The sequence below is a fragment of the Streptosporangium sp. NPDC020145 genome, assembly GCF_040631275.1.
Taxonomy (GTDB): domain Bacteria; phylum Actinomycetota; class Actinomycetes; order Streptosporangiales; family Streptosporangiaceae; genus Streptosporangium.
Window position 1 is genome coordinate 452,797 of sequence record NZ_JBEXZT010000005.1, and the last position, 20,756, is coordinate 473,552.

Genomic DNA, 20,756 nt, shown 5'->3' on the forward strand with positions numbered 1-20,756 from the left:
CGTCAATAGCCTGGCCGCCATGTTGCCCATGTTGCACGGCATCGACGTGTCGAACTGGCAGGGGGCGGTCGACTGGGGCGGGCACGCCGACAACGGCGTGTCCTTCGCCTTCGCCAAGGCCACCGAGGGGAGCACCTTCACCGACCGGTGGTTCGAGCGCAACTGGACCGGCATGCGGGAGAACTGGATCGTCTGTGGCGCCTATCACTTCGCCAGGCCCGCGGGCGACCCGGAGGACCAGGCGCGCCGCTTCCTCGGGACGGTCGAACGGGCGGGCGGGCTGCGCCACGGAGACCTGGTCGCCCTCGACCTGGAGACCGGTGACCGGCTGCCGCCCAGGAAGGTGGCCCGTTTCGCGCGCGCCTGGTGCGAGGCCGTCGCCGCCCGCGCGAGGGTCAGGCCGGTGATCTACACCTTTCTGGCCTTCGCCGACGCGGGCAACTGCGCCGGGCTTGAGGACCACCCGCTGTGGATCGCCGCCCCCGACCATCCGACGGGCAGGCCGGAGATCCCGCAGCCGTGGCACAGATGGACGATCCACCAGTACTGTCACGAACCGCTGGACCGCAACGTCTTCCGGGGGACCAGGGCGCAGCTCACCTCGCTGGGCTACCGGCCCCGGCGGCGCGCTGGAAAAAGGCGTGGCGGACACCGGTAGCATCGGATCCATAGTCGGGTTTCCCGAGAACCAGCGTCACGCATACCGAGGAGCAACCGTGTCGGCCGTGTCAGAACTGCGCATCACCCTCGCCGGAGCCGAGCGTGTGGTGGCGGGTGGCACGACGTACGGCGACGCCCTCGGGGCGGACGGCCGCTCGGTGGTCGCCGCCAGGGTGAACGGCGAGCTGAGGGACCTCGCGGCCGTGGTGTCCGAGGGCGACCAGGTCGAGCCCGTCGAGGCGGCCAGCGCCGACGGCCGGGCCATCGTGCGCCACTCGACCGCCCACGTCATGGCCCAGGCGGTGCAGGAGATCTTCCCCGAGGCCAGGCTCGGCATCGGCCCGCCGGTCGAGAACGGCTTCTACTACGACTTCGACGTCAAGGACCCCTTCACCCCCGACGACCTCAAGCGCATCGAGAAGCGCATGCGGGAGATCGTCAAGCAGGGGCAGCTCTTCTCCCGCAGGAGGGTCTCCGACGAGGAGGCGCGCGCGGAGCTGGCGGCCGAGCCGTACAAGCTGGAGCTGATCGGGCTCAAGGGCGGCGGTGACGCCGAGGAGAGCGTCGAGGTGGGCGGCGCCGAGCTGACCATCTACGACAACCTCGACCCCAAGTCCGGCGAGCTGTGCTGGAAGGACCTGTGCCGGGGCCCGCACGTGCCCAGCACCCGTTCCATCCCGGCGTTCAAGCTGATGCGCACCGGCGGCGCCTACTGGCGGGGCAGCGAGAAGAACCCGCAGCTGCAGCGCATCTACGGCACCGCGTGGGAGTCCAGGGAGCGGCAGGACGAGTACCTCCACATGCTGGAGGAGGCCGAGAAGCGCGACCACCGCAAGCTGGGCGCCGAACTCGACCTGTTCTCCTTCCCCGAGGAGCTCGGCTCAGGACTGCCGGTCTTCCACCCCAAGGGCGGCGTGATCCGCAGGGTGCTCGAGGACTACTCGCGGCGCAGGCACGAGGAGGCGGACTACTCCTTCGTCAACACCCCGCACATCACCAAGGGCCATCTCTACGAGATCTCCGGTCACCTCGACTGGTACGCCGACGGCATGTTCCCGCCCATGGAGCTTGAGGGGGCCAGTTACTACCTCAAGCCGATGAACTGCCCGATGCACAACCTGATCTTCAGGTCGCGCGGGCGTTCCTACCGTGAGCTGCCGCTGCGGCTGTTCGAGTTCGGCACCGTCTACCGCTACGAGAAGTCGGGCGTGGTCCACGGCCTGACCCGGGTGCGCGGCCTGACCCAGGACGACGCCCACATCTACTGCACCCGCGACCAGATGCGCGACGAGCTGAAGTCGCTGCTGAGGTTCGTCCTCGACCTGCTGCGTGACTACGGCCTCGACGACTTCTACCTTGAGCTGTCCACCAAGGACCCGGAGAAGTTCGTCGGCTCGGACGAGGACTGGGAGGAGGCGACCGCGACACTGCGCGAGGTCGCCGAGTCGGAGAACCTCGACCTCGTCCTCGACCCCGGCGGGGCCGCCTTCTACGGGCCGAAGATCTCCGTGCAGGCGCGCGACGCCATCGGGCGCAGCTGGCAGATGTCGACCATCCAGCTCGACTTCAACCTGCCGAAGCTCTTCGAGCTGGAGTACCAGTCGTCGGACGGCACGCGCCAGCAGCCCATCATGATCCACCGGGCGCTGTTCGGCTCGATCGAGCGCTTCTTCGGCGTCCTGGTCGAGCACTACGCGGGCGCCTTCCCTCCCTGGCTCGCCCCCGTGCAGGTCGTCGGCATCCCGATCGGCGACGCCCACGTCCCCTACCTTCAGGACCTGGCCAAGAAGGCCCGCGAGCGGGGCGTCAGGATCGAGGTCGACGCCTCCGGCGACCGCATGCAGAAGAAGATCCGCAACGCGCAGAAGGCCAAGGTGCCGTTCATGCTCCTGGCCGGTGACGAGGACATCGCCAACGACGCGGTCTCCTTCAGGTTCCGCAACGGCGAGCAGAAGAACGGCGTCCCCGTCGCCCAGGCGATCGACGAGATCGTCGACGCGATCGAGCGGCGCGTCCAGGTCTGATCCCCGCCTCCGGCGCGGCCCGTGCCTCCGACGCGGAGCACGGGCCGCTCACCGGGTCAGACGTCCTCGGCGGAACGGCCGGTGACGGGCTCGCCGGGCAGGCGGACGTCCTCGACGCCCACGTTGACCTCGACGACCCGCATGCCCAGCATCCGGCTGACCGTGCGGGCCACGTTGTTCTTGACCTCGTTGGCCACGTCCATCACGACGTGGCCGTACTCCGCGACGATCGAGACGTCGATCGCGACCGTGCGGTCCTGGACGTGGGCGCTCACACCCCGCCCGCTCCTCCTGGTTCCGGGGGCCACCCGCTCGCCGATCGCCTCAAGCACGCCGGAGGGGTCCTCGCCGAGCCCCACGACACCGGCGACCTCCAGGGTCGCGAGGGCGGCCACCTTCTCGACCACCTCGTCGGCCACCCTGATGCGGCCCTTCACCACCGCGGCGGCCCCGGCGGTTCCCGGGTTCTCGGAGACCGCGGGAGCGGTGGCGAGGGAAGCCGAGAGGTTCAGCGGGAACGGGCGGGCGGCCGGAGCCTCAGCGGGAGAGTCGGTCTCCTCGGTGATCTCTTCGACGGAGACGTCGGTCATGGGTACTCCTCGGCTTTCGGTGGTCATGCTCGCGAGGATTCTGCCGGAAAATAGGCCGCTTTGTCCGCATATACAGGCGGCACCGGCTGGGGACGCCCGAAACCGGTGGGCCTATGCTGCAATGCATGCAGGAGAGCGAGCCGATCGAGCAGGCGGGGGCTGGGGTCCCTGACAACTTCCAGCGACTGTGGACTCCGCACCGGATGGCCTACATCAAGGGGGAGAACAAGCCGGCGGGCTCCGGCCCCGGCGACGGCTGTCCCTTCTGCGAGATCCCCGAACTGAGCGACGAGGACGGCCTGATCGTCGCCAGGGGAACCGCGGTCTTCGCCCTGCTCAACCTCTACCCGTACAACTCCGGCCACCTGATGGTCTGCCCCTACCGGCACGTGGCCGACTACGCCGACCTCGACGAGGTGGAGACCGCCGAGCTGGCCGACTTCACCAAACGGGCGCTCACCGCCCTGCGCAAGGCCAGCGGCGCGCAGGGCTTCAACGTGGGCATGAACCTCGGCGACGTCGCCGGAGCGGGCATCGCCGCCCACCTGCACCAGCACGTGGTGCCCCGCTGGGGCGGGGACACCAACTTCATGCCGGTCGTCGGTCACACCAAGGTGCTGCCTCAGCTGCTGCGCGACACCAGGGAACTGCTCGCGGGCTCCTGGCCCGCCTCCGCGTAGGACCCCCTCTCGCCGAGGGCCGTGACCCCGACCGAGAGCACCAGCGGTACGGCCAGCGCCAGGGCCATGGACAGCACGGCGGCGCCGGAGTCGTTGACCAGGGTGCCGACGACCCCGCTGACCAGGGTGCCGATCAGACCGGCGCGCAGCGTGGGGGAGTACTCGAAGGCCGCGGGCAGCACCCCCGCGCTGGCCGCGTCCGGCCGCAGCAGCGCGTAGACCAGGAAGGCGAACGCGGCGATCACGATCGGCATCAGGTTCGGGTTGAGCAGCGTGCCCAGCATCGCGCCGAGCTTGCGGCTGACCACCTCGAAGGCCTCGCCGGTGAAGATCTGGCCGACGAAACGGCCCAGGTGGGTCTGGGAGCCGGGCGGGCGCAGGTGGTCGAGATAGGCGATGGTCATCACGATGACACCGCCCGCCACGCAGAACGCGCCCAGCTTGACGATCGAGACCCGCCTGCCCGCGATCAGCAGCGCCGTCACGGCGATGCCGGGCACGAAGGCGATCACCCCGCCGAAGTCACTGCCGATCCCGGGGAAGCCGCCCAGGATCATCGCGACTCCTCCCAGCGTCGCCACGATCCCGACCGCCGCGTTCTTACGCCCCACGCTCACCAGCCGGTGGGCGATCGAGGTCACCACCAGCAGAACCGAGGTGGCGAACAGCGCGAACGGGATGTTGCCCAGACCCGAGTAACGGGCGCCGACCACGGCGGTGTAGCCCATGACGCTGTTGAACTGCAGGTTCGTCCCGGTCACCAGGTCACCGGCGATGACCGCCGCGGTGACCCCCGTGACGAACACCAGCGGCCCGAGCGGGGAACGGCGCCACGGGCCCGCCAGCGCGGTCACGGCCAGCAGCAGGGTGATCACGACGATCCCGCCGACCACGGCGGCCGGCGGCGTCCCCGTGTGCTCCCAGGCGAGAAGGTTGACCAGGTAGGTCGAGACCGGCAGGCACGCCAGCGTGACCGCGGCCACCCTGACCCCGCCGAGCCCGCGCCTGCGGCGCATCAGCAGGAAGGCGACGACGTAGAACAGCACCTGCAGCGCGGCCACCGAGGTGAAGAAGATCCCGCCCATGTCCCTGATCGCCTGGCCGGCCCCGTCGTCGTCGACCAGTTCGGCCTTGGCCCCCTCGACCCCGCCCGTACGGCTCGCCGCCACCCGCCAGGGCACCCCGATCACCGAGGGCGGTACGGCCACGCCCGTGACCCCGAGCATCGTGGCCGTGATGTCGGGCACGATGGAGACGTCCTCACGGTGGGTCGAGGGCGCCCCGAGGAAACGGCCCGAGGCGTCCTGAGCGCGCATCATGGCCACCCGCAGGTGCGGGACGCCCCCGTGGTCTCCCAGACCCGCCAGCAGCACGACGGCATCCTGCGGGAGGGCGTTCAGCGCCGCCCCCGTCTTGGCGTCCGCCAGCCGCAGGGCCTGCGCCCGCCGCTCCGGGGTGAGGGCGTCCTCGGCCTCGGGCAGCCGCCCGCCGGTCACGTAGGGCCGGATCAGGTCGTCGACGTCGACCGCGGCCACCCGGCACGCGTCGAACGCGCCGGGGGTCAGCCGTTCCGGGGAGGCGGCGTAGCGGTCGACCCGCCCCGACCGGTCGGCCAGGGCGAGGGCCGCCCCGGGCCCCACCGCGAGCGTGCAGCCCCCCGCTGCGTGCACGGCGTCGCCGAGCGTGCCGGTGCCGCGCTGCCCCGCGACCCGGTACAGGTAGTCGTAGCCGGGGATGACGGCGCCCTGCCCCTCGGGGGCGGGCTCGGGCGGCAGGCCGCAGCCGTACCCGACGGCGGACCTGATCCCGGCGGAGACCGTGAGCCAGCCGTCGTAGGGGCAGGTCACGCGGCCGACCGTGCGGACCGAGAGCGACCCGGTCGCGCTCCGGCCCGCCAGGGCCCACAGGTTCGGCGTGCCCTCGGGGGTCAGGTCGCTCCACAGCAGACCGGGGATCCCGATCAGCACCACCCGCGCGGGACCGTCCGCATGGGCCGTGACCCGGACCGCCGGTTGCGCCGCCGCGTGCGCGGCCCCAGGCCACAGCACTCCCAGGACCAGCGCGAACACGGCAAGCGTTCGCCTCACCGGAGACCTCCCTGACTCAGCCGAGTGTCGGCACCGTACGGGAAGGTAGGGGAAGAGCCCGTCCGAGGTCTACCGGAAGGAGAGAATCACCGGTATCAACCGGGTCAAGGTAGGACGATCTTGGCAGTTGGGCTCTCGTTCTGCAGGCGGTCGAGCGCGGTGACGAGGTAGGTCCCGCTCCCGCGCGCGGTGAAACTCTGCCGCGCCTGGTCCGAGGCGGGCACCACGGCGAGAAGGTTGCGGGCGTCCGCGGTCGCGCACGCCCCGGCCTCACCGGAGGCGACCCGGTAGACGGCGTAGGAGCGGGCGTCGGGGGAGGGGTTCCAGCTGATCGTGCCGTCCTGGACCCTCAGGTCCGCGGGCGTGGCCGGGGCCCTGCCGCCGAGACCCTTGATCAGGGGCAGCAGCGCGGGGCGGGTGTAGTACTTGGCGACGACCCGGTCGAGCGCGCCGAGCGGGTTGGTCAGGAGCTGCTTGGCGCTGAAGTAGACGTCGCCGTTGACCTCCTTGTACTTGCGGTTCACCGCCAGGTGGGAGGCCAGCTCACCCGCCTTGGTCCAGGCCGGGGTGTCGGTCGCCCCGACCCGGTAGAGGCCCTGCCCGATGTACAGGTCGACGTCGGTGCCCTTGACCTGGGAGGCCCACCACGGCACCAGCACGTCGTAGTCGGCCGCCTTGAAGCCGCGCGGCCAGTACAGCTGCGGGATGACGTAGTCGACCGTGCCCTTCTTGATCCAGTGGCGGGCGTCGGCGTAGATGGAGTCGTAGGCGGACATGCCGCCGGTGGCCGAGCCCGTCGGGTCCTGCGCCTTGTTGCGCCAGATCCCGAAGGGGCTCACGCCGAACTTGAGGTACGGCTTCACCTGGTGAACCGCCGTGTCGACCTGGGAGATCAGCGCGTTGACGTTGGCACGCCGCCAGTCGGCCCGCTTGGCGCCCTTGCCGTACTTCCTGAACGCCGCGTCGTCGCCGAACGGCGCGCCCGCGCCGGGATAGGGGTAGAAGTAGTCGTCGAAGTGGACGCCGTCCACGTCGTAGCGCTGGGCCACGTCCTTGACGACCGCGGTGACGTGGTCGCGGACCGCGGGCAGGCCGGGGTTGTAGTAGATCTTGCCCTCGTGCTTGACGATCCACTCCGGGTGCTCACGGGCGGGGTGGCCCGCGGGAAGCCCCTCCGCGCCCCCCTCGAACGCGGCACGGTAGGGGTTGAACCAGGCGTGGAACTCAAGCCCGCGCCGGTGGGCCTCGGCGATCAGGAACGGCAGCGGGTCCCAGCCGGGGTCCTTGCCCGCCGTGCCGGTCAGGTACTCCGACCAGGGCTCAAGAGATGACTTGTACAGCGCGTCCGAGGCCGGGCGGACCTGGAAGAACACCGCGTTGAAGCGGCGTTTGACCGCCTGGTCGAGGATCTTGACGTACTCGGCGCGCTGCCTGGCGGGCGAGAGCCCGGTGCGCGAGGGCCAGTCGATGTTCTTCACCGTCGCGATCCAGATGCCGCGCATCTCCCGCTTGGGGTATCTCGCGTCCGTCTCGCAGGCGGCCGTCACGCTGTCCGCCGCCGGTGTGCCCGAAGCCGGTTCGGTCCCGGTCTGTGTGGCGGACTCGGCGGCCTTGGTGGTCTTGGAGGCCTTGGAGTGCTTGGCCGGCTTCGCCGGAGGGGCGTCCGGGCCGAAGGTGTAGGCCGCGCCGGTCGTGAGGACAGCGAGGGCGGTTGCGGCGAGCAAAGGACGTCCGGTTCGCATGGTTCATCAGTCTGTCATCGGGACCGGGGTACTTTGGCCCTGAAAAAAGAAATCATTCCGTGACGCTACTGTTATGTAGTCAATCCTTGGGAGGCGTGGGCGGCGGCGCCCACGCCTCCCTCGGATCAGCTCGCGACCTTGTCCGCCAGGTGGGCGGGCAGCGGCTCGTAGCGCAGGAAGACACGGTGGAACGTCCCCGTGCCGTGCGACATGGACCGCAGGTCGATCGCGTAACGGGTGATCTCAAGCTCGGGCACCTCGGCGCGGACGAGCGTGCGGCCGGTGCCGACCGGCTCGGTGCCCAGGACGCGTCCCCTGCGGGAGGACAGGTCTGACATCACCGAGCCGACGTGGTCGTCGGGAACCAGCACGGTGACCTCGTCGACCGGTTCGAGCAGCAGCGTGGGAACCTTGGCGGCGGCCTCCTTCAGCGCCAGCGCCCCGGCGATCTGGAAGGCCATGTCCGAGGAGTCGACCGAGTGGGCCTTGCCGTCGTACAGCGTCACCCGCACGTCGACCAGCGGGTAGCCGGCCAGCACGCCGCGTTGCATCTGGGTGCGCACCCCCTTCTCGACGGAGGGGATGAACTGACGCGGGACCACACCGCCGACGATCTTGTCGACGAACTCGAAGCCCCCGCCGGAGGGCAGCGGCTCGATCTCCAGATGGCAGATGGCGTACTGGCCGTGCCCGCCGGTCTGCTTGACGTTGCGGCCCAGCGCCTGGCAGCTGCCGCCGAAGGTCTCCCTGAGCGGCACCCGCAGCCCGATCTTCTCGACCTCGACGCCGTGGCGCCTGCTCAGCCGGTCGAGCAGGACGTCCGCGTGGGCCTCGCCCATGCACCACAGCACCAGCTGCCTGGTCTCCGGGTTGTTCTCCAGCCTGAGCGTGGGGTCCTCGGCGACCAGGCGCTGCAGGGCCTGCCCGAGCTTGTCGTCGTCGGCCTTCGACTTCGCCTGGATCGCCACGGGCAGCAGCGGGTCGGGCATGCTCCAGGCGGTCATCAGCAGTGGCCGCTCCTTGTCGGACAGGGTGTCGCCGGTCTCGGCGCGCGACAGCTTCGCCACCGCGGCGATGTCGCCCGCCACACATGCGGCGACCGTGCGCTGGGTCTTGCCCAGGGGGCAGGAGAGCGCGCCGATGCGTTCGTCCACGTCGTGGTCCTCGTGCCCCCGCTCGGCCAGCCCGTGGCCGGAGACGTGCACGGTCATGTCGGGGCGCAGCGTGCCGGAGAACACCCTGACCAGGCTGATGCGGCCGACATAGGGGTCGCTGGTGGTCTTGACGACCTCGGCGACGAGAGGTCCCTCCGGGTCACAGGTGACATCGGTGACCGGTTTGCCGTCGATCGTGGTGATCTCGGGCAGCGGGTGCTCAAGCGGGGAGGGGAAGCCCTGGGTGACGAGTTCGAGGATCTCGAAGGCGCCGACCCCCGCCCCGGTGGCGAGCACCGGATAGAAGCCCCCGCGGGCCACCGCCTTCTCCAGGTCGCCGATGAGGGTCTCGGTGCCGATCTCCTCACCCGAGAGGTAACGGTCCATCAGGGACTCGTCCTCGCTCTCCTGGATGATCCCCTCGATCAGGGAGGCGCGGTAGAAGTCGATCCTGTCCCGCTGTGAGGCGTCGGGGACGCCCTCGGTGCGCCTGCCGCCGGTGTAGTCGTGGAAGGTCTGGGTCAGCAGCCCGACCAGGCCCCTCAGCTCGCCACCCTCGGTGACCGGAAGGTACAGCGGTGCCACGCCGTCGCCGAAGGCGTCCTGGCAGGCGGTCAGCACCTCGTCGAACTCGGCCCGCTGGTGGTCGAGCTTCGTGATCACCACGGCGCGGGGCATCCCGACGGCCGCGCACTCCTCCCAGAGGATCCGGGTGAGGCCGTCGATCCCCTCGGAGGCGGAGACGACGAAGAGCGCCGCGTCCGCCGCGCGCAGCCCGGCCCGCAGGTCACCCACGAAGTCGGCGTAACCGGGGGTGTCCAGCAGGTTGACCTTGACGCCGTTGTGGACCAGCGGGGCCAGGGTCAGGTTGACCGAGCGCTGCTGGCGCACCTCGACCTCGTCGAAGTCGCTGACCGTGCCGCCGTCCTCGACCCGGCCCGCGCGCTGCACGGTCCGCGTCGCGGCCAGCAGCGTCTCCACGAGGGTCGTCTTGCCCGAGCCGGAATGGCCGACCAGTACGACATTGCGAATCATGTCCGGCCGGTCGGCCGCGGGCGCCCTACCCGCGGCTCCCGCTGTCCCGCCGGTTGCCTTCTCTGCCACGTCGCCTCCTGCGTCGTTGCCGAAGGAGCGCGGCCGCGTGCGGCCACACCCCGGGGTCCGCCGCCGCGTCCGTACACCGCAAGGACGCGGTGTGTTCACCAAATACCCGTGTGGCGAATATCACAAGAGGGCCGAGGTGATCCGGTCGCGGAGCGTTGGATGCGCGCTCACAGGTTGTGTGGCCTACGATCGGAGCGCGATGCTGAAACTTCTGCGCCCCGCCGTGACCCGAATCCTGACCCCCCTGGGCAGGGCGCTCGCCCGCCGGGGGATCAGCCCCAACATGGTCACCGCGGTCGGCACAATCGGCACCGTGGCCGCGGCTCTCTTCTTCTATCCCCGTGGGCAGTTGTTCCCCGGCAGTGTCGTGATCACTATTTTCGTGCTGGCCGATCTGCTCGACGGGGTCATGGCCAGGATGTCGGGCCCGGGAAGCCTCTGGGGCGCCTTCCTCGACTCCACCCTCGACCGGGTCGGCGACGCCGGGATCTTCTCGGGGCTGGTGATCTGGCTCATGCTGGACGGACAGCGGGCGCTGGCGATGGTCGCCCTGTTCTGCCTGGTCGCCGGGGCCGTGGTGTCCTACGTCAAGGCCAGGGCCGAGGGATTGGGCATGACGTGCGACGTCGGTCTCGTCGAACGGCCGGAACGGCTGGTCGTCGGCCTGGTCGCCGCAGGGATCGGCGGGCTCGGCGTGCCGTACGTGCTGTCTGGGGGGCTCTGGCTGCTGGCCGTGGGAAGCGCGGTCACGGTCGTCCAGCGTCTCCTGCACGTCTACCGCCAGGCCTCCTCCTCGGCGTCACGCCCCCTCCGCTGATCGGAAAAAGCGATGACAGGCAAGCCATCTCCCCAGGATCGTCTCGTCGCCGCGGGGTTCGGCGCGGGCTGGGCGATCGTCCCCCACCTGCCGGAACGCCTCACGGCCTGGGCGTTCAGGACGGCCGCCGACCGGTTGTGGAGGCGTCGCGGCGCCTCCGTCCTCCGTCTTGAGGCCAACCTCGCCCGGGTCAAGGGCACGTCGAAGGACGACCCGGCGATCCGCGAGCTGAGCCGTGCGGGCATGCGCTCCTACCTCCGCTACTTCCACGAGGTCTTCCGCCTGCCCTCCATGCCGAAGGCGGAGATCCTCTCCCGCATGCACGCCGTCGGTGTCCAGCGGGTCCACGACAACCTCGCCGCGGGCCGGGGGGTCGTCATGGCGCTGCCGCACATGGGCAACTGGGACATGGCGGGCGCCTGGTTCCGCGCGACGGGGCACCCGTTCACCACCGTCGCCGAACGGCTGCGGCCGGAGTCGCTGTTCCTGCGCTACACCGCCTTCAGGCAGGGGCTGGGGATGGAGGTGCTGCCGCTCACCGGCGGGGACGGGCACACCTTCGGCACCCTGTCGCAGCGGCTGAGGGCGGGGGGCGCGGTCGCGCTGCCCGCGGAGCGGGACCTCACGGCCAAGGGGATCGAGGTCGGCTTCTTCGGCTCGGCCACGCGCATGCCCGCCGGGCCCGCCCTGCTGGCCGTGCACACGGGGGCGGCGCTGGTCCCGACGACCCTGTGGTTCGAGGGAGACGACTGGGGCCTGCAGTTCCACGACGAGATCGCCGTCCCGCAGGAGGGCACCCGCGCGGAGAAGGTCGCCATCCTCACCCAGGCCCTGGCCGACGTCTTCGCCAAGGGCATCGCGGAGCACCCGCAGGACTGGCACATGCTCCAGCGGCTCTGGCTGGAGGATCTGGAGCCCCGCACATGAACGCCTTCGCGGAACACGGCCGGTACGGCGCGCGAGGGGTGGGCCGGAGGTGAGGATCGGCATCGTCTGTCCCTACACCTGGGACGTGCCCGGCGGGGTGCAGGCGCACGTCCGCGACCTGGCCGAGGCCCTCATCGAGGAGGGCCACCAGGTCTCGGTCATCGCCCCGGCCTCGGAGAACGCCCCCCTGCCCGCCTACGTGACCTCGGTCGGCAGGGCGGTCCCCGTGCCCTTCAACGGCTCGGTCGCGAGACTGTCGTTCGGCTTCCTGTCGGCCAACCGGGTGCGGCGCTGGGTGCGTGAGGGCCGCTTCGACGTGCTGCACGTGCACGAGCCCGCCGTACCCTCCGTCGGGCTGCTGGCCTGCTGGGTGGCCAAGGGGCCGATCGTGGCCACCTTCCACACCTCGCACGAGCGCTACCGCTCGCTGTCGGTCACGACGCCGGTGCTCATGAGCGCGCTGGAGAAGATCAGCGGCCGGATCGCGGTCTCCGACGCCGCCAGGAAGACCCTGGTCGAGTTCGTCGGCGGCGACGCGGTGCTCATCCCCAACGGGGTCGCGGTCGGCCGCTACACGCACGCCGAGCCGTTGCCCGGCTGGGACGAGGGCGAGGTGATCGGCTTCCTCGGGCGGATGGACGAGCCGCGCAAGGGGCTGCCCGTGCTGCTGGACGCCTTCGCCGAGCTCGCCCCGCACCGCCCGGGACTGCGCCTGCTCGTGGCCGGTCCGGGAGACGAACAGGAGGCCCTGGCGAGGGTTCCCGCCGCCTTCCGCGACCGTGTCGTCCTGCTCGGCATGGTCAGCGAGGAGGACAAGGTGCGCGCCTACCACTCGGTGGACGTGTTCTGCGCGCCGAACCTGGGAGGGGAGAGCTTCGGCATCGTGCTGACCGAGGCGATGTCCGCAGGCGCCGCCATTCTGGCCAGCGACATCCCGGCCTTCCGCAGGGTGCTCGACGACGGCAGGGCGGGGGCGCTGTTCGAGACCGGGGACGCCGCCTCGCTCGCCCGTGAGGCCGCGGCGCTGCTCGACGACCCCGGGCGCAGGGCCGAACTGTCCGCCGAGGCGAGCCGGGCCGTGTGGAAGTACGACTGGTCGACGGTCGCCCGCGACGTCCTGCGGGTCTACGAGACCGTCGCCAGCACCGCGGGAGTCGAGGAGGACGACAACCGGTGACGACCACCCTGATCCTGGTGGTGGGCGCGATCGTGCTGCTCACCGCCGTCTACGTCTCCTGGCGGGCCGGGCGTCTCGACCGCCTGCACATCCGCCTTGAGCTGGCCAGGGAGTCGCTGGACGCCGCCCTGGTACGGCGGGCCGCCGTGGCGCTCGAACTGGCCGCCTCCCGGCTGCTCGACCCGGCCACCAGCCTGGTGCTGGCCACCGCGGCGCACGAGGCCCGTACGGCGGGGCCCGAGGAACGCGAGCACGCAGAGAGCGACCTGTCACGCGCGTTGCGGGCGGTGGTGGACCAGGAGCGCTTCCGTGAGCGCCTGGCCGACGTCCCGGAGGGGGGCGAGCTGCTCGACGAACTCGGTGCCGCGGTGGCCAAGGTGATCTACTCCCGCCGTTTCTACAACAACGCGGTCGGCGTGACGCGCACCGCCCAGCGCCGATGGCTGGCCAGGACCCTCAGGCTGGCCGGACACACCGAATATCCCTCCTTCTTCGAGATCGACGACACCCCTCCGAAGGCGCTCGCCATCGAATAGGACACGCGGAACTCGGATATCCGGCAAGTCGGGCACAGGTAAGCTCTTGGGCGTTTCATGGCCGATTTGAGGAGATGAACCGTGCGGGTGCCCCGGATGATCGCCGTCGCGCTGGCGGGAGTGGCTGTTCTCGGGCCGGTGGCGGCCTGTTCCTCGAACGAGCCCGCAGCCGGAGGCAGTCCGCAGGCCGCCGACCCCTCCCCGTCGGAGACGCCCACCCCCGAGCCCCCGCCGACCCACCCCTTCACCGGGCTTCCCGGTGCCGCGCGCAGGCCCGTGCTCGCCGCGAAGATCGAGAACACCTCGGCGGGCAAGCCCCAGCTCGGGCTCAGGAGTGCCGACATCGTCTACGTGGAGCAGGTCGAGGCGGGGCTGACCCGCCTGATGGCCGTCTTCTCCTCGAAGCTGCCGCCCAAGATCGGCCCGGTCCGCAGCGCCAGAATCTCCGACCTGCACATCCTGCCGCAGTTCGGCAAGCCCGCCCTGGCCTACTCGGGCGTGCAGACCAAGATGATCCCCAAGGTCCAGGCCGCGTCCCTGGTCGACGTCTCCGACAGCAGGGCCCCCGGCGCCTACTTCCGCCAGCCGGGCCGCTACGCGCCCTACAACCTGTTCGCGAACACCAAGCAGCTGCTGGCCAAGGCGCCGGGGGCCTCCAAGGCCAAGGACATCGGCTTCACCTTCGGCGACGCCCCCGAGGGAGGCGTGGCCAAGAAGTCGTTCACGGTCCGGTACCCGGCGGCGCGCTTCACCTTCGCCTGGTCGCAGGAGGCGGGCAGGTGGCTGGTCTGGCAGGACGGCAAGAAGGACATGGCCGCCGAGGGCGGTCAGCTCGGCGCCCCCACGATCGTCGTGCAGTACGCCAAGACCGAGCGTTCGGAGTTCCACGACCTGAACCAGAGCTATACGCCCCTGGTGCACAGCGTCGGCAAGGGCAGGGCGGTCGTGCTCAGGGACGGCCAGGCGTTCAAGGCCACCTGGTCGCGCAAGACGGAGGAGGACGGCACGGTCTTCACCACCGAGGCGGGTGAGCCGATGAACTTCGCCCCGGGCCAGGTGTGGATCGTGCTGGCGGCGCCCAAGCCTGTCATTCCCTGAGAACCATGACGGTCCTTACCATCATGTCCAAGAAGATCGCATAAGCGCGACAAGATGGTGTGTAAGGGCACATGCCACTCAGCGCCTACGATAGAGAACGCCGGAAACCCGCCCAGGGAGGCGGACCGTGATCCGCAACCCGCTCGTCGTGAGGTAGAGACCGTGTCCAGCAGCACGCCCGAAGTCACCGAGACCGCCGTCACCGGAACCGCCCGGGTGAAGCGCGGCATGGCAGAGATGCTCAAGGGCGGCGTCATCATGGACGTCGTCACCCCTGAGCAAGCCAAGATCGCCGAGGACGCCGGTGCCGTCGCGGTCATGGCCCTTGAGCGGGTCCCCGCCGACATCCGCGCCCAGGGCGGCGTCTCGCGGATGAGCGACCCCGACATGATCGACGGCATCATCTCCGCCGTCTCCATCCCGGTCATGGCCAAGGCCCGCATCGGCCACTTCGTCGAGGCGCAGGTGCTCCAGTCGCTCGGCGTCGACTACATCGACGAGTCGGAGGTGCTGACCCCGGCCGACTACGCCAACCACATCGACAAGTGGCGCTTCACGGTGCCCTTCGTCTGTGGCGCCACCAACCTGGGCGAGGCGCTGCGCCGCATCACCGAGGGCGCGGCGATGATCCGCTCCAAGGGTGAGGCGGGCACCGGCGACGTCTCGAACGCCACCATGCACATGCGCAAGATCCGCGGTGAGATCAGGCGGCTGTCCTCGCTGGCCGAGGACGAGCTGTACGTCGCCGCCAAGGAGCTGCAGGCGCCGTACGAGCTGGTGGTCGAGGTCGCCAAGGCGGGCAAGCTGCCCGTCGTGCTCTTCACCGCGGGCGGTATCGCCACCCCGGCGGACGCCGCGATGATGATGCAGCTCGGCGCGGAGGGCGTGTTCGTCGGCTCCGGCATCTTCAAGTCGGGCAACCCGGCCCAGCGCGCCGCGGCGATCGTCAAGGCCACCACCTTCTACGACGACCCGGACGTCGTCGCCAAGGTCTCCCGTGGCCTGGGCGAGGCGATGGTCGGCATCAACGTCGACGACATCCCGGTCCCGCACCGCCTGGCGGAGCGCGGCTGGTAGCCGATCAGGACCGGACCGGTTCCACCGGCTGGAGCACCGCCTGGCGGAGCACGGCCGGTGGGGGCGGACCACGAGAAGGCGGCGTCTTTGCGGGACGCCGCCTTTTCCATGACCCGGAACGTTAACTCGAAGGTCACGATCGTCGGTAAGGCTGGCGGGCGACCACGTCCGACGACCTTCGAGGGGCCCCCATGTCCCGGCTCAGCCGACGTTCCTTCCTCGTCACCGGCGTCGCCGGCCTCGCGGCGGCGCACGTCCCCGCCCCCGCCGCCGCGGCCGTTCCCGCCGCCCGCAGGCCGCGCGCCGACCCCTTCACCCTCGGCGTCGCCTCCGGCGATCCGAGCCCGGACGGGTTCGTGATCTGGACCAGGCTCGCCCCCCTGCCACTGGCCGAGGACGGCCTCGGCGGCATGCCCGACCTGCCCTTCCCCGTCCGGTGGCAGGTCTACGGCGACGACGCCGGGCACAGGACGGTCAGGCAGGGCACGGTGATCACCGACAGCCGGTGGGGACACTCGGTCCACGTCGAGCTGGACGGCCTTGAGCCGGGCCGGGAGTACTGGTACCGCTTCAGGACCGGGCCGTACCTGTCGCCGATGGGACGGGCCAGGACCGCCCCGCACCCCCTGTCGCTCGGCACGGGCCTGACGATGGCCTTCGTCTCGTGCGCCCAGTACGAGCACGGCCACTTCACCGCCTACCGGCGCCTGGCCGAGGAGGAACCCGACCTCGTCCTGCACCTGGGCGACTACCAGTACGAGTACGCCCGCGACACCTACACCATCCCCGGCGGCAACGTCCGCGACCACGAGGGGCCGGAGACCGAGACGCTGGCGAACTACCGGCAGCGGCACGCGCAGTACAAGACCGATCCCGACCTGCGGGCGGCGCACGCGGCGGCGCCCTGGCTGGTCGTCTGGGACGACCACGAACTGGACAACAACTGGGCCGACGAGGTGCCGGAGAAACCGGAGATCCCGCAACCGGGTTTCCTCACCCGGCGCGCCGCGGCCTTCCGCGCCTACTACGAGAACATGCCGCTGCGGCGTACCTCCATCCCCAGGGGGATCGACATGCAGATCTACCGGCGTGTCCGGTGGGGCGCCCTGGCCACCTTCCACATGCTCGACACCCGGCAGTACCGCGACGACCAGGGCTGCGGAGACGGTTACCGTGACTGCCCGGCCGCGACCGACCCGGCGCGCTCGATCACGGGGGAGACCCAGGAACGCTGGCTGCTCGACGGCTTCCGCCGCTCGCGGGCACGGTGGGACGTCATCGGCCAGCAGGTCTTCTTCGCCCAGCGTGACAGCGACGCGGGGCCCGCCAAGGTGACCAGTCAGGACGCCTGGGACGGCTACGTCGCCTCGCGGCGGCGGATCACCCAGGGGTGGGTGGACGCGGGGGTGCGCAACCCGGTCGTGCTCACCGGTGACGTGCACGCGCACTGGGCGGCCGACCTCAAGCTCGACTACGACGACCCGACCACCCCCACGGTGGGCTCTGAGCTGGTCACGACCTCCGTCACCACCGGGGGCGACGGCGCGGACTCCGACCCCGCGACGCAGCCGTTCCTCAGGATCAACCCGCACCTGCGCTTCTACAACAACCAGCGCGGTTACGTGCTCACCCGGATCGAGCCCGACCTGCTGACCGCCGACTTCACGGTGCTCCCGCAGGTACGGCAGGCCGGCGCGCAGGCTCACGTGAAGGCGACCTTCGTGGTCGAGGACCGGGTGCCGGGCGTGCGGCAGACCTACCTGCGCCCGGCCGCGCCTGCGGCGAGCCGGATGCCCACGGAACCGGAGACCGATCTCATCCAGAAGGTCGTCGACCTGGAGACCAGGCGCCCCTGAACCCCCAACGGGACGACGCATGTCCGGCGTCGTCCCGTTTTTCCGGAATAATAGTTAGACAGGCTAAGTTAGACTGACTAACTATGATGACGGATGAACTCGCGGAGAACCTCTCCAAGGAGCTGCGCCACCTGGTGCTGCTGCTGCGCCGCGCGGCGGCCGGGCAGCCGATCACCAGCCAGCAGTACGCCGTGCTCGGCTCGCTCCAGGACGGCCCGCGCCGGATGACCGAGCTGGCCGAGGAACACGGCGTCCAGCTGCCGACCATGACCGTGCAGATCAACCGCCTTGAGGAGCCGGGACTGGTCGCGCGGGGCGCCGACCCCGCCGACGCCAGGGTCCGCACCGTCGAGCTCACCGACGAGGGCCGCGCCCGCCTGGTGGCCGTACGGCGCGCCAGGATCGCCTACCTGAGCGACCGGCTCGGCGCCCTCACCCAGGCCGAACGCGAGGCCGTCGCCGCGGCGCTTCCCGCCCTGGCCAAACTGGGCCGCCCCTGACGGCCCCTCCACCCGTCCCCCTTCTCCCAAGGAGCGCCTTCCATGTCCTCACAGAGCGGCGGCGCAATCCTGCGTCAGCCGATGTCCGTCTGGGCCACCGCGTTCGCCGCGGTCGTCGCCTTCATGGGCATCGGCCTGGTCGATCCGATCCTGCCCTCCATCGCCAAGGGCCTGAACGCGGGCCCGAGCCAGGTCTCCCTGCTGTTCACCAGCTACTTCCTGGTCACCGCGGTGGCCATGCTCGTCACCGGCTGGGTCTCCAGCAGGATCGGCGGCAAGCGCACCCTGCTGCTCGGCCTGGCCCTGGTGGTCGTCTTCGCCGCCCTGTCCGGGACCTCGGGCAGCGTCGGCGAACTCGTCGGGTTCCGCGCCGGGTGGGGCCTGGGCAACTCCCTGTTCGTCGCCACCGCCCTCGCGGTGATCGTCGGCGCCGCCAGCGGAGGCGCGGAGGCGGCCATCGTCCTGTACGAGGCGGCCCTGGGCCTGGGCATCTCCATGGGGCCGCTGGTCGGCGCCGCCCTCGGCGACTGGAACTGGCGCGCCCCCTTCTTCGGCACCGCGACCCTCATGGCCGTCGGATTCGTCCTCGTCCTGACCCTGCTGAGGGCCACGCCGGAACCGGCCGCGCGCACCCGCCTGTCCGACCCGCTGCGCGCCCTGGCCCACGGCGGCCTGTCGACGACGGCGTTCACCGCGTTCTTCTACAACTTCGCCTTCTTCACCGTCCTGGCCTTCACCCCCTTCATCCTCGGCATGTCGCCGTACGGCATCGGCGCGGTCTTCTTCGGGTGGGGCGTCTGCGTCGCGCTGGCCTCGGTCTTCGGCGCCCCCGCCCTGCAGCGCAGGATCGGCTCGGTCAACGTGCTCCACCTCTCGCTGGGGGCGCTCGCCCTGCTGCAGGTGGGCATCGCCCTGTCACAGCAGGCGGGAAGTCACCCGGGCGTCGTCGTCTTCGTCATCCTGTCCGGCCTGCCGATCGGCCTGAACAACACCGTGTTCACCGAGGCGGCCATGGAGGTCTCCGACGCGCCGAGGCCCGTCGCCTCCGCCGGATACAACTTCGTGCGCTGGATGGGCGGCGCGCTCGCGCCCTACGTCGTCACCAAGCTGGGCGAGGAGGTCGGGCCCGCGGTGCCGTACGTCCTGGGCGCGGCCTGCTGCCTGGCGGGCATGGCCGTCCTGTACGGCAGGCGCCACCACATGAGGAGCCTGGATCGGATCGACGTCGACCACACCTTCCAGGATGCCTCTGCCCCGGCCTGACCCGGTTTGGGGCGACGCGCACAGTGGCCATACGCTGAAGGGGCGTTCCGAGCCCTTGGAGAGGACCACTGTGAGCATCGCCCCGACCGTCGGAGTGTTCGCCCTGCAGGGAGACGTGCGCGAGCACACGCGCGCACTGGAGGCGGCGGGTGCCAGGGCCGTCGCCGTACGGCGCCCCGGTGAACTGGAGGCGGTCGACGGCCTGGTCATCCCCGGCGGGGAGTCGACCACGATGTGGAAACTCGCCGAGACCTTCGAACTCCTCGAACCGCTCAGGATGAGGATCAAGGGCGGCATGCCCGCCTACGGCTCGTGCGCGGGCATGATCATGCTGGCCGACCGGATCGAGGGCGGCATCGAGGGCCAGCAGACCATCGGCGGCATCGACATGGTGGTCCGCCGCAACGCCTTCGGCCGTCAGGTCGACTCCTTCGAGGCGGACCTCGACTTCGCGGGCCGGGGCTCGATACGGGCGATCTTCATTCGCGCCCCGTGGGTGGAATCTGTCGGTTCCGATGTCGAAGTGCTGGCTCGGGCCGAAGCTGGGGATAGGATCGTCGCGGTCCGCCAAGGACCGCTGCTCGCCACGTCCTTCCACCCGGAACTTACCGGGGATGTCGGTGTGCATTCATATTTTGTTGACATGGTGAGGGAGCTCTAGCCGATGTCCGGCCACTCCAAATGGGCGACGACGAAGCACAAGAAGGCCGCGCTTGACTCCAAGCGGGGCAAGCTGTTCGCCAAGCTCATCAAGAACATCGAGGTCGCGGCCCGAACCGGCGGCCCCGACCCGGACGGCAACCCGACGCTGTACGACGCCATCACCAAGGCGCGCAAGAGCTCGGTCCCGATCGACAACATCGAGCGCGCGCGCAAGCGTGGCGGCGGCCTTGAGGCGGGCGGCGCCGACTGGCAGACCATCATGTACGAGGGCTACGCCCCCGGCGGGGTCGCGGTGCTGATCGAGTGCCTCACCGACAACCGCAACCGCGCCGCCTCCGAGGTCCGCGTCGCCCTGACCCGTAACGGCGGCTCGCTGGCCGACCCGGGCTCGGTGTCCTACATGTTCAACCGCAAGGGCGTCGTGCTGGTGCCCAAGGGCTCGCTGAGCGAGGACGACGTGCTGACCGCGGTCCTCGACGCCGGCGCCGAGGAGGTCAACGACCTCGGCGACCAGTTCGAGGTCGTCTCCGAGGCCACCGACCTCGTCCCGGTCCGCAAGGCCCTGCAGGAGTCCGGCATCGACTACGACTCCGCCGAGTCCAGCTTCGTGCCGACGATGAACGTCCCGCTCGACGAGGACGGCGCCCGCAAGGTCTTCAGGCTGATCGACGCCCTTGAGGACAGCGACGACGTCCAGAACGTCTGGGCCAACTTCGACGTCTCCGACGACGTCCTGGAGAAGCTCGACGCCTGAACGGCCGTCGTGCCGGGCGGGACGACCGATTCGCCCCGCCCGGACCG

18 protein-coding genes are annotated in these 20,756 nt (G+C 70.5%); 14 read left to right on the forward strand and 4 right to left on the reverse strand.

Going from position 1 to position 20,756, the window contains the following annotated elements; translation table 11 throughout:
• The first annotated feature begins 19 nt into the window (after positions 1 to 19).
• Together ABZ463_RS13055 and thrS are read left to right on the forward strand one after the other, a co-directional pair.
• The gene (locus ABZ463_RS13055; RefSeq protein WP_352011661.1) at positions 20 to 658 is read left to right on the forward strand and encodes a GH25 family lysozyme; all 639 of its coding nucleotides are present in this window, start codon (positions 20 to 22) and stop codon (positions 656 to 658) included.
• Between the two features lie 58 nt (positions 659 to 716).
• Complete coding sequence (thrS, locus tag ABZ463_RS13060; protein WP_352011662.1) at positions 717 to 2,684, forward strand: threonine--tRNA ligase; 1,968 nt, start codon at positions 717 to 719, stop codon at positions 2,682 to 2,684.
• Positions 2,685 to 2,740: 56 nt separating this feature from the next.
• Here thrS and ABZ463_RS13065 read toward each other — a convergent pair whose 3' ends face one another.
• Positions 2,741 to 3,274: an Asp23/Gls24 family envelope stress response protein gene (locus ABZ463_RS13065; protein WP_362775837.1), complete on the reverse strand. Its 534-nt coding sequence runs from the start codon at positions 3,272 to 3,274 to the stop codon at positions 2,741 to 2,743.
• A 125-nt stretch (positions 3,275 to 3,399) separates the two neighbouring features.
• On the opposite strand from ABZ463_RS13065, the gene ABZ463_RS13070 reads away from it, so the two are divergent.
• On the forward strand, positions 3,400 to 3,954 hold the full coding sequence (locus ABZ463_RS13070; RefSeq protein WP_352011664.1) for an HIT domain-containing protein: 555 nt from the start codon (positions 3,400 to 3,402) through the stop codon (positions 3,952 to 3,954).
• Here ABZ463_RS13070 and ABZ463_RS13075 read toward each other — a convergent pair.
• The 3 genes from ABZ463_RS13075 to ABZ463_RS13085 all read right to left on the reverse strand — a co-directional run bounded on the left by ABZ463_RS13075 (position 3,897) and on the right by ABZ463_RS13085 (position 10,041).
• Positions 3,897 to 6,041 (reverse strand): hypothetical protein, encoded by a 2,145-nt coding sequence (locus ABZ463_RS13075; protein WP_362775839.1) that lies wholly within the window; start codon positions 6,039 to 6,041, stop codon positions 3,897 to 3,899. The genes ABZ463_RS13070 and ABZ463_RS13075 overlap by 58 nt on opposite strands.
• A 104-nt stretch (positions 6,042 to 6,145) precedes the next feature.
• Complete coding sequence (locus ABZ463_RS13080; protein ID WP_362775841.1) at positions 6,146 to 7,783, reverse strand: family 10 glycosylhydrolase; 1,638 nt, start codon at positions 7,781 to 7,783, stop codon at positions 6,146 to 6,148.
• A gap of 125 nt (positions 7,784 to 7,908) precedes the next feature.
• Positions 7,909 to 10,041 carry an elongation factor G-like protein EF-G2 gene (locus ABZ463_RS13085; protein WP_362775843.1) on the reverse strand — a complete coding sequence of 711 codons (2,133 nt, stop codon included), beginning with the start codon at positions 10,039 to 10,041 and terminating at the stop codon, positions 7,909 to 7,911.
• 199 nt (positions 10,042 to 10,240) lie between these two features.
• Between ABZ463_RS13085 and pgsA the strand changes: the two genes are divergently transcribed.
• The 11 genes from pgsA to ABZ463_RS13140 all read left to right on the forward strand — a co-directional run bounded on the left by pgsA (position 10,241) and on the right by ABZ463_RS13140 (position 20,709).
• Positions 10,241 to 10,858 (forward strand): phosphatidylinositol phosphate synthase, encoded by a 618-nt coding sequence (gene pgsA, locus ABZ463_RS13090; protein ID WP_362775845.1) that lies wholly within the window; start codon positions 10,241 to 10,243, stop codon positions 10,856 to 10,858.
• A 12-nt stretch (positions 10,859 to 10,870) separates the two neighbouring features.
• Positions 10,871 to 11,785, forward strand: a complete 915-nt coding sequence (locus tag ABZ463_RS13095; protein ID WP_352011669.1) for a phosphatidylinositol mannoside acyltransferase — start codon at positions 10,871 to 10,873, stop codon at positions 11,783 to 11,785.
• Between the two features lie 49 nt (positions 11,786 to 11,834).
• Positions 11,835 to 12,962 (forward strand): glycosyltransferase family 4 protein, encoded by a 1,128-nt coding sequence (locus ABZ463_RS13100; RefSeq protein WP_352011670.1) that lies wholly within the window; start codon positions 11,835 to 11,837, stop codon positions 12,960 to 12,962.
• Positions 12,959 to 13,498 (forward strand): hypothetical protein, encoded by a 540-nt coding sequence (locus tag ABZ463_RS13105; RefSeq protein WP_362775848.1) that lies wholly within the window; start codon positions 12,959 to 12,961, stop codon positions 13,496 to 13,498. The genes ABZ463_RS13100 and ABZ463_RS13105 overlap by 4 nt, the downstream gene beginning before the upstream one ends.
• 81 nt (positions 13,499 to 13,579) lie before the next feature.
• A complete protein-coding gene (locus ABZ463_RS13110) occupies positions 13,580 to 14,596 on the forward strand; it encodes a DUF3048 domain-containing protein (protein ID WP_352011672.1) in 1,017 nt (338 codons plus the stop codon).
• A 162-nt stretch (positions 14,597 to 14,758) separates the two neighbouring features.
• Positions 14,759 to 15,673: a pyridoxal 5'-phosphate synthase lyase subunit PdxS gene (gene pdxS / locus ABZ463_RS13115; protein ID WP_352011673.1), complete on the forward strand. Its 915-nt coding sequence runs from the start codon at positions 14,759 to 14,761 to the stop codon at positions 15,671 to 15,673.
• Between the two features lie 191 nt (positions 15,674 to 15,864).
• Entirely contained in the window at positions 15,865 to 17,529 is a 1,665-nt protein-coding gene (locus tag ABZ463_RS13120; protein WP_362775851.1) for an alkaline phosphatase D family protein, read from the forward strand.
• A gap of 83 nt (positions 17,530 to 17,612) precedes the next feature.
• The gene (locus tag ABZ463_RS13125) at positions 17,613 to 18,029 is read left to right on the forward strand and encodes a MarR family transcriptional regulator (RefSeq protein WP_352011675.1); all 417 of its coding nucleotides are present in this window, start codon (positions 17,613 to 17,615) and stop codon (positions 18,027 to 18,029) included.
• Between the two features lie 42 nt (positions 18,030 to 18,071).
• A complete protein-coding gene (locus ABZ463_RS13130) occupies positions 18,072 to 19,292 on the forward strand; it encodes an MFS transporter (protein ID WP_362775853.1) in 1,221 nt (406 codons plus the stop codon).
• A 70-nt stretch (positions 19,293 to 19,362) separates the two neighbouring features.
• Positions 19,363 to 19,953 carry a pyridoxal 5'-phosphate synthase glutaminase subunit PdxT gene (gene pdxT, locus ABZ463_RS13135; protein ID WP_352011677.1) on the forward strand — a complete coding sequence of 197 codons (591 nt, stop codon included), beginning with the start codon at positions 19,363 to 19,365 and terminating at the stop codon, positions 19,951 to 19,953.
• A gap of 3 nt (positions 19,954 to 19,956) precedes the next feature.
• Positions 19,957 to 20,709 (forward strand): YebC/PmpR family DNA-binding transcriptional regulator, encoded by a 753-nt coding sequence (locus tag ABZ463_RS13140; protein WP_352011678.1) that lies wholly within the window; start codon positions 19,957 to 19,959, stop codon positions 20,707 to 20,709.
• The last annotated feature ends 47 nt before the right edge of the window (positions 20,710 to 20,756 follow it).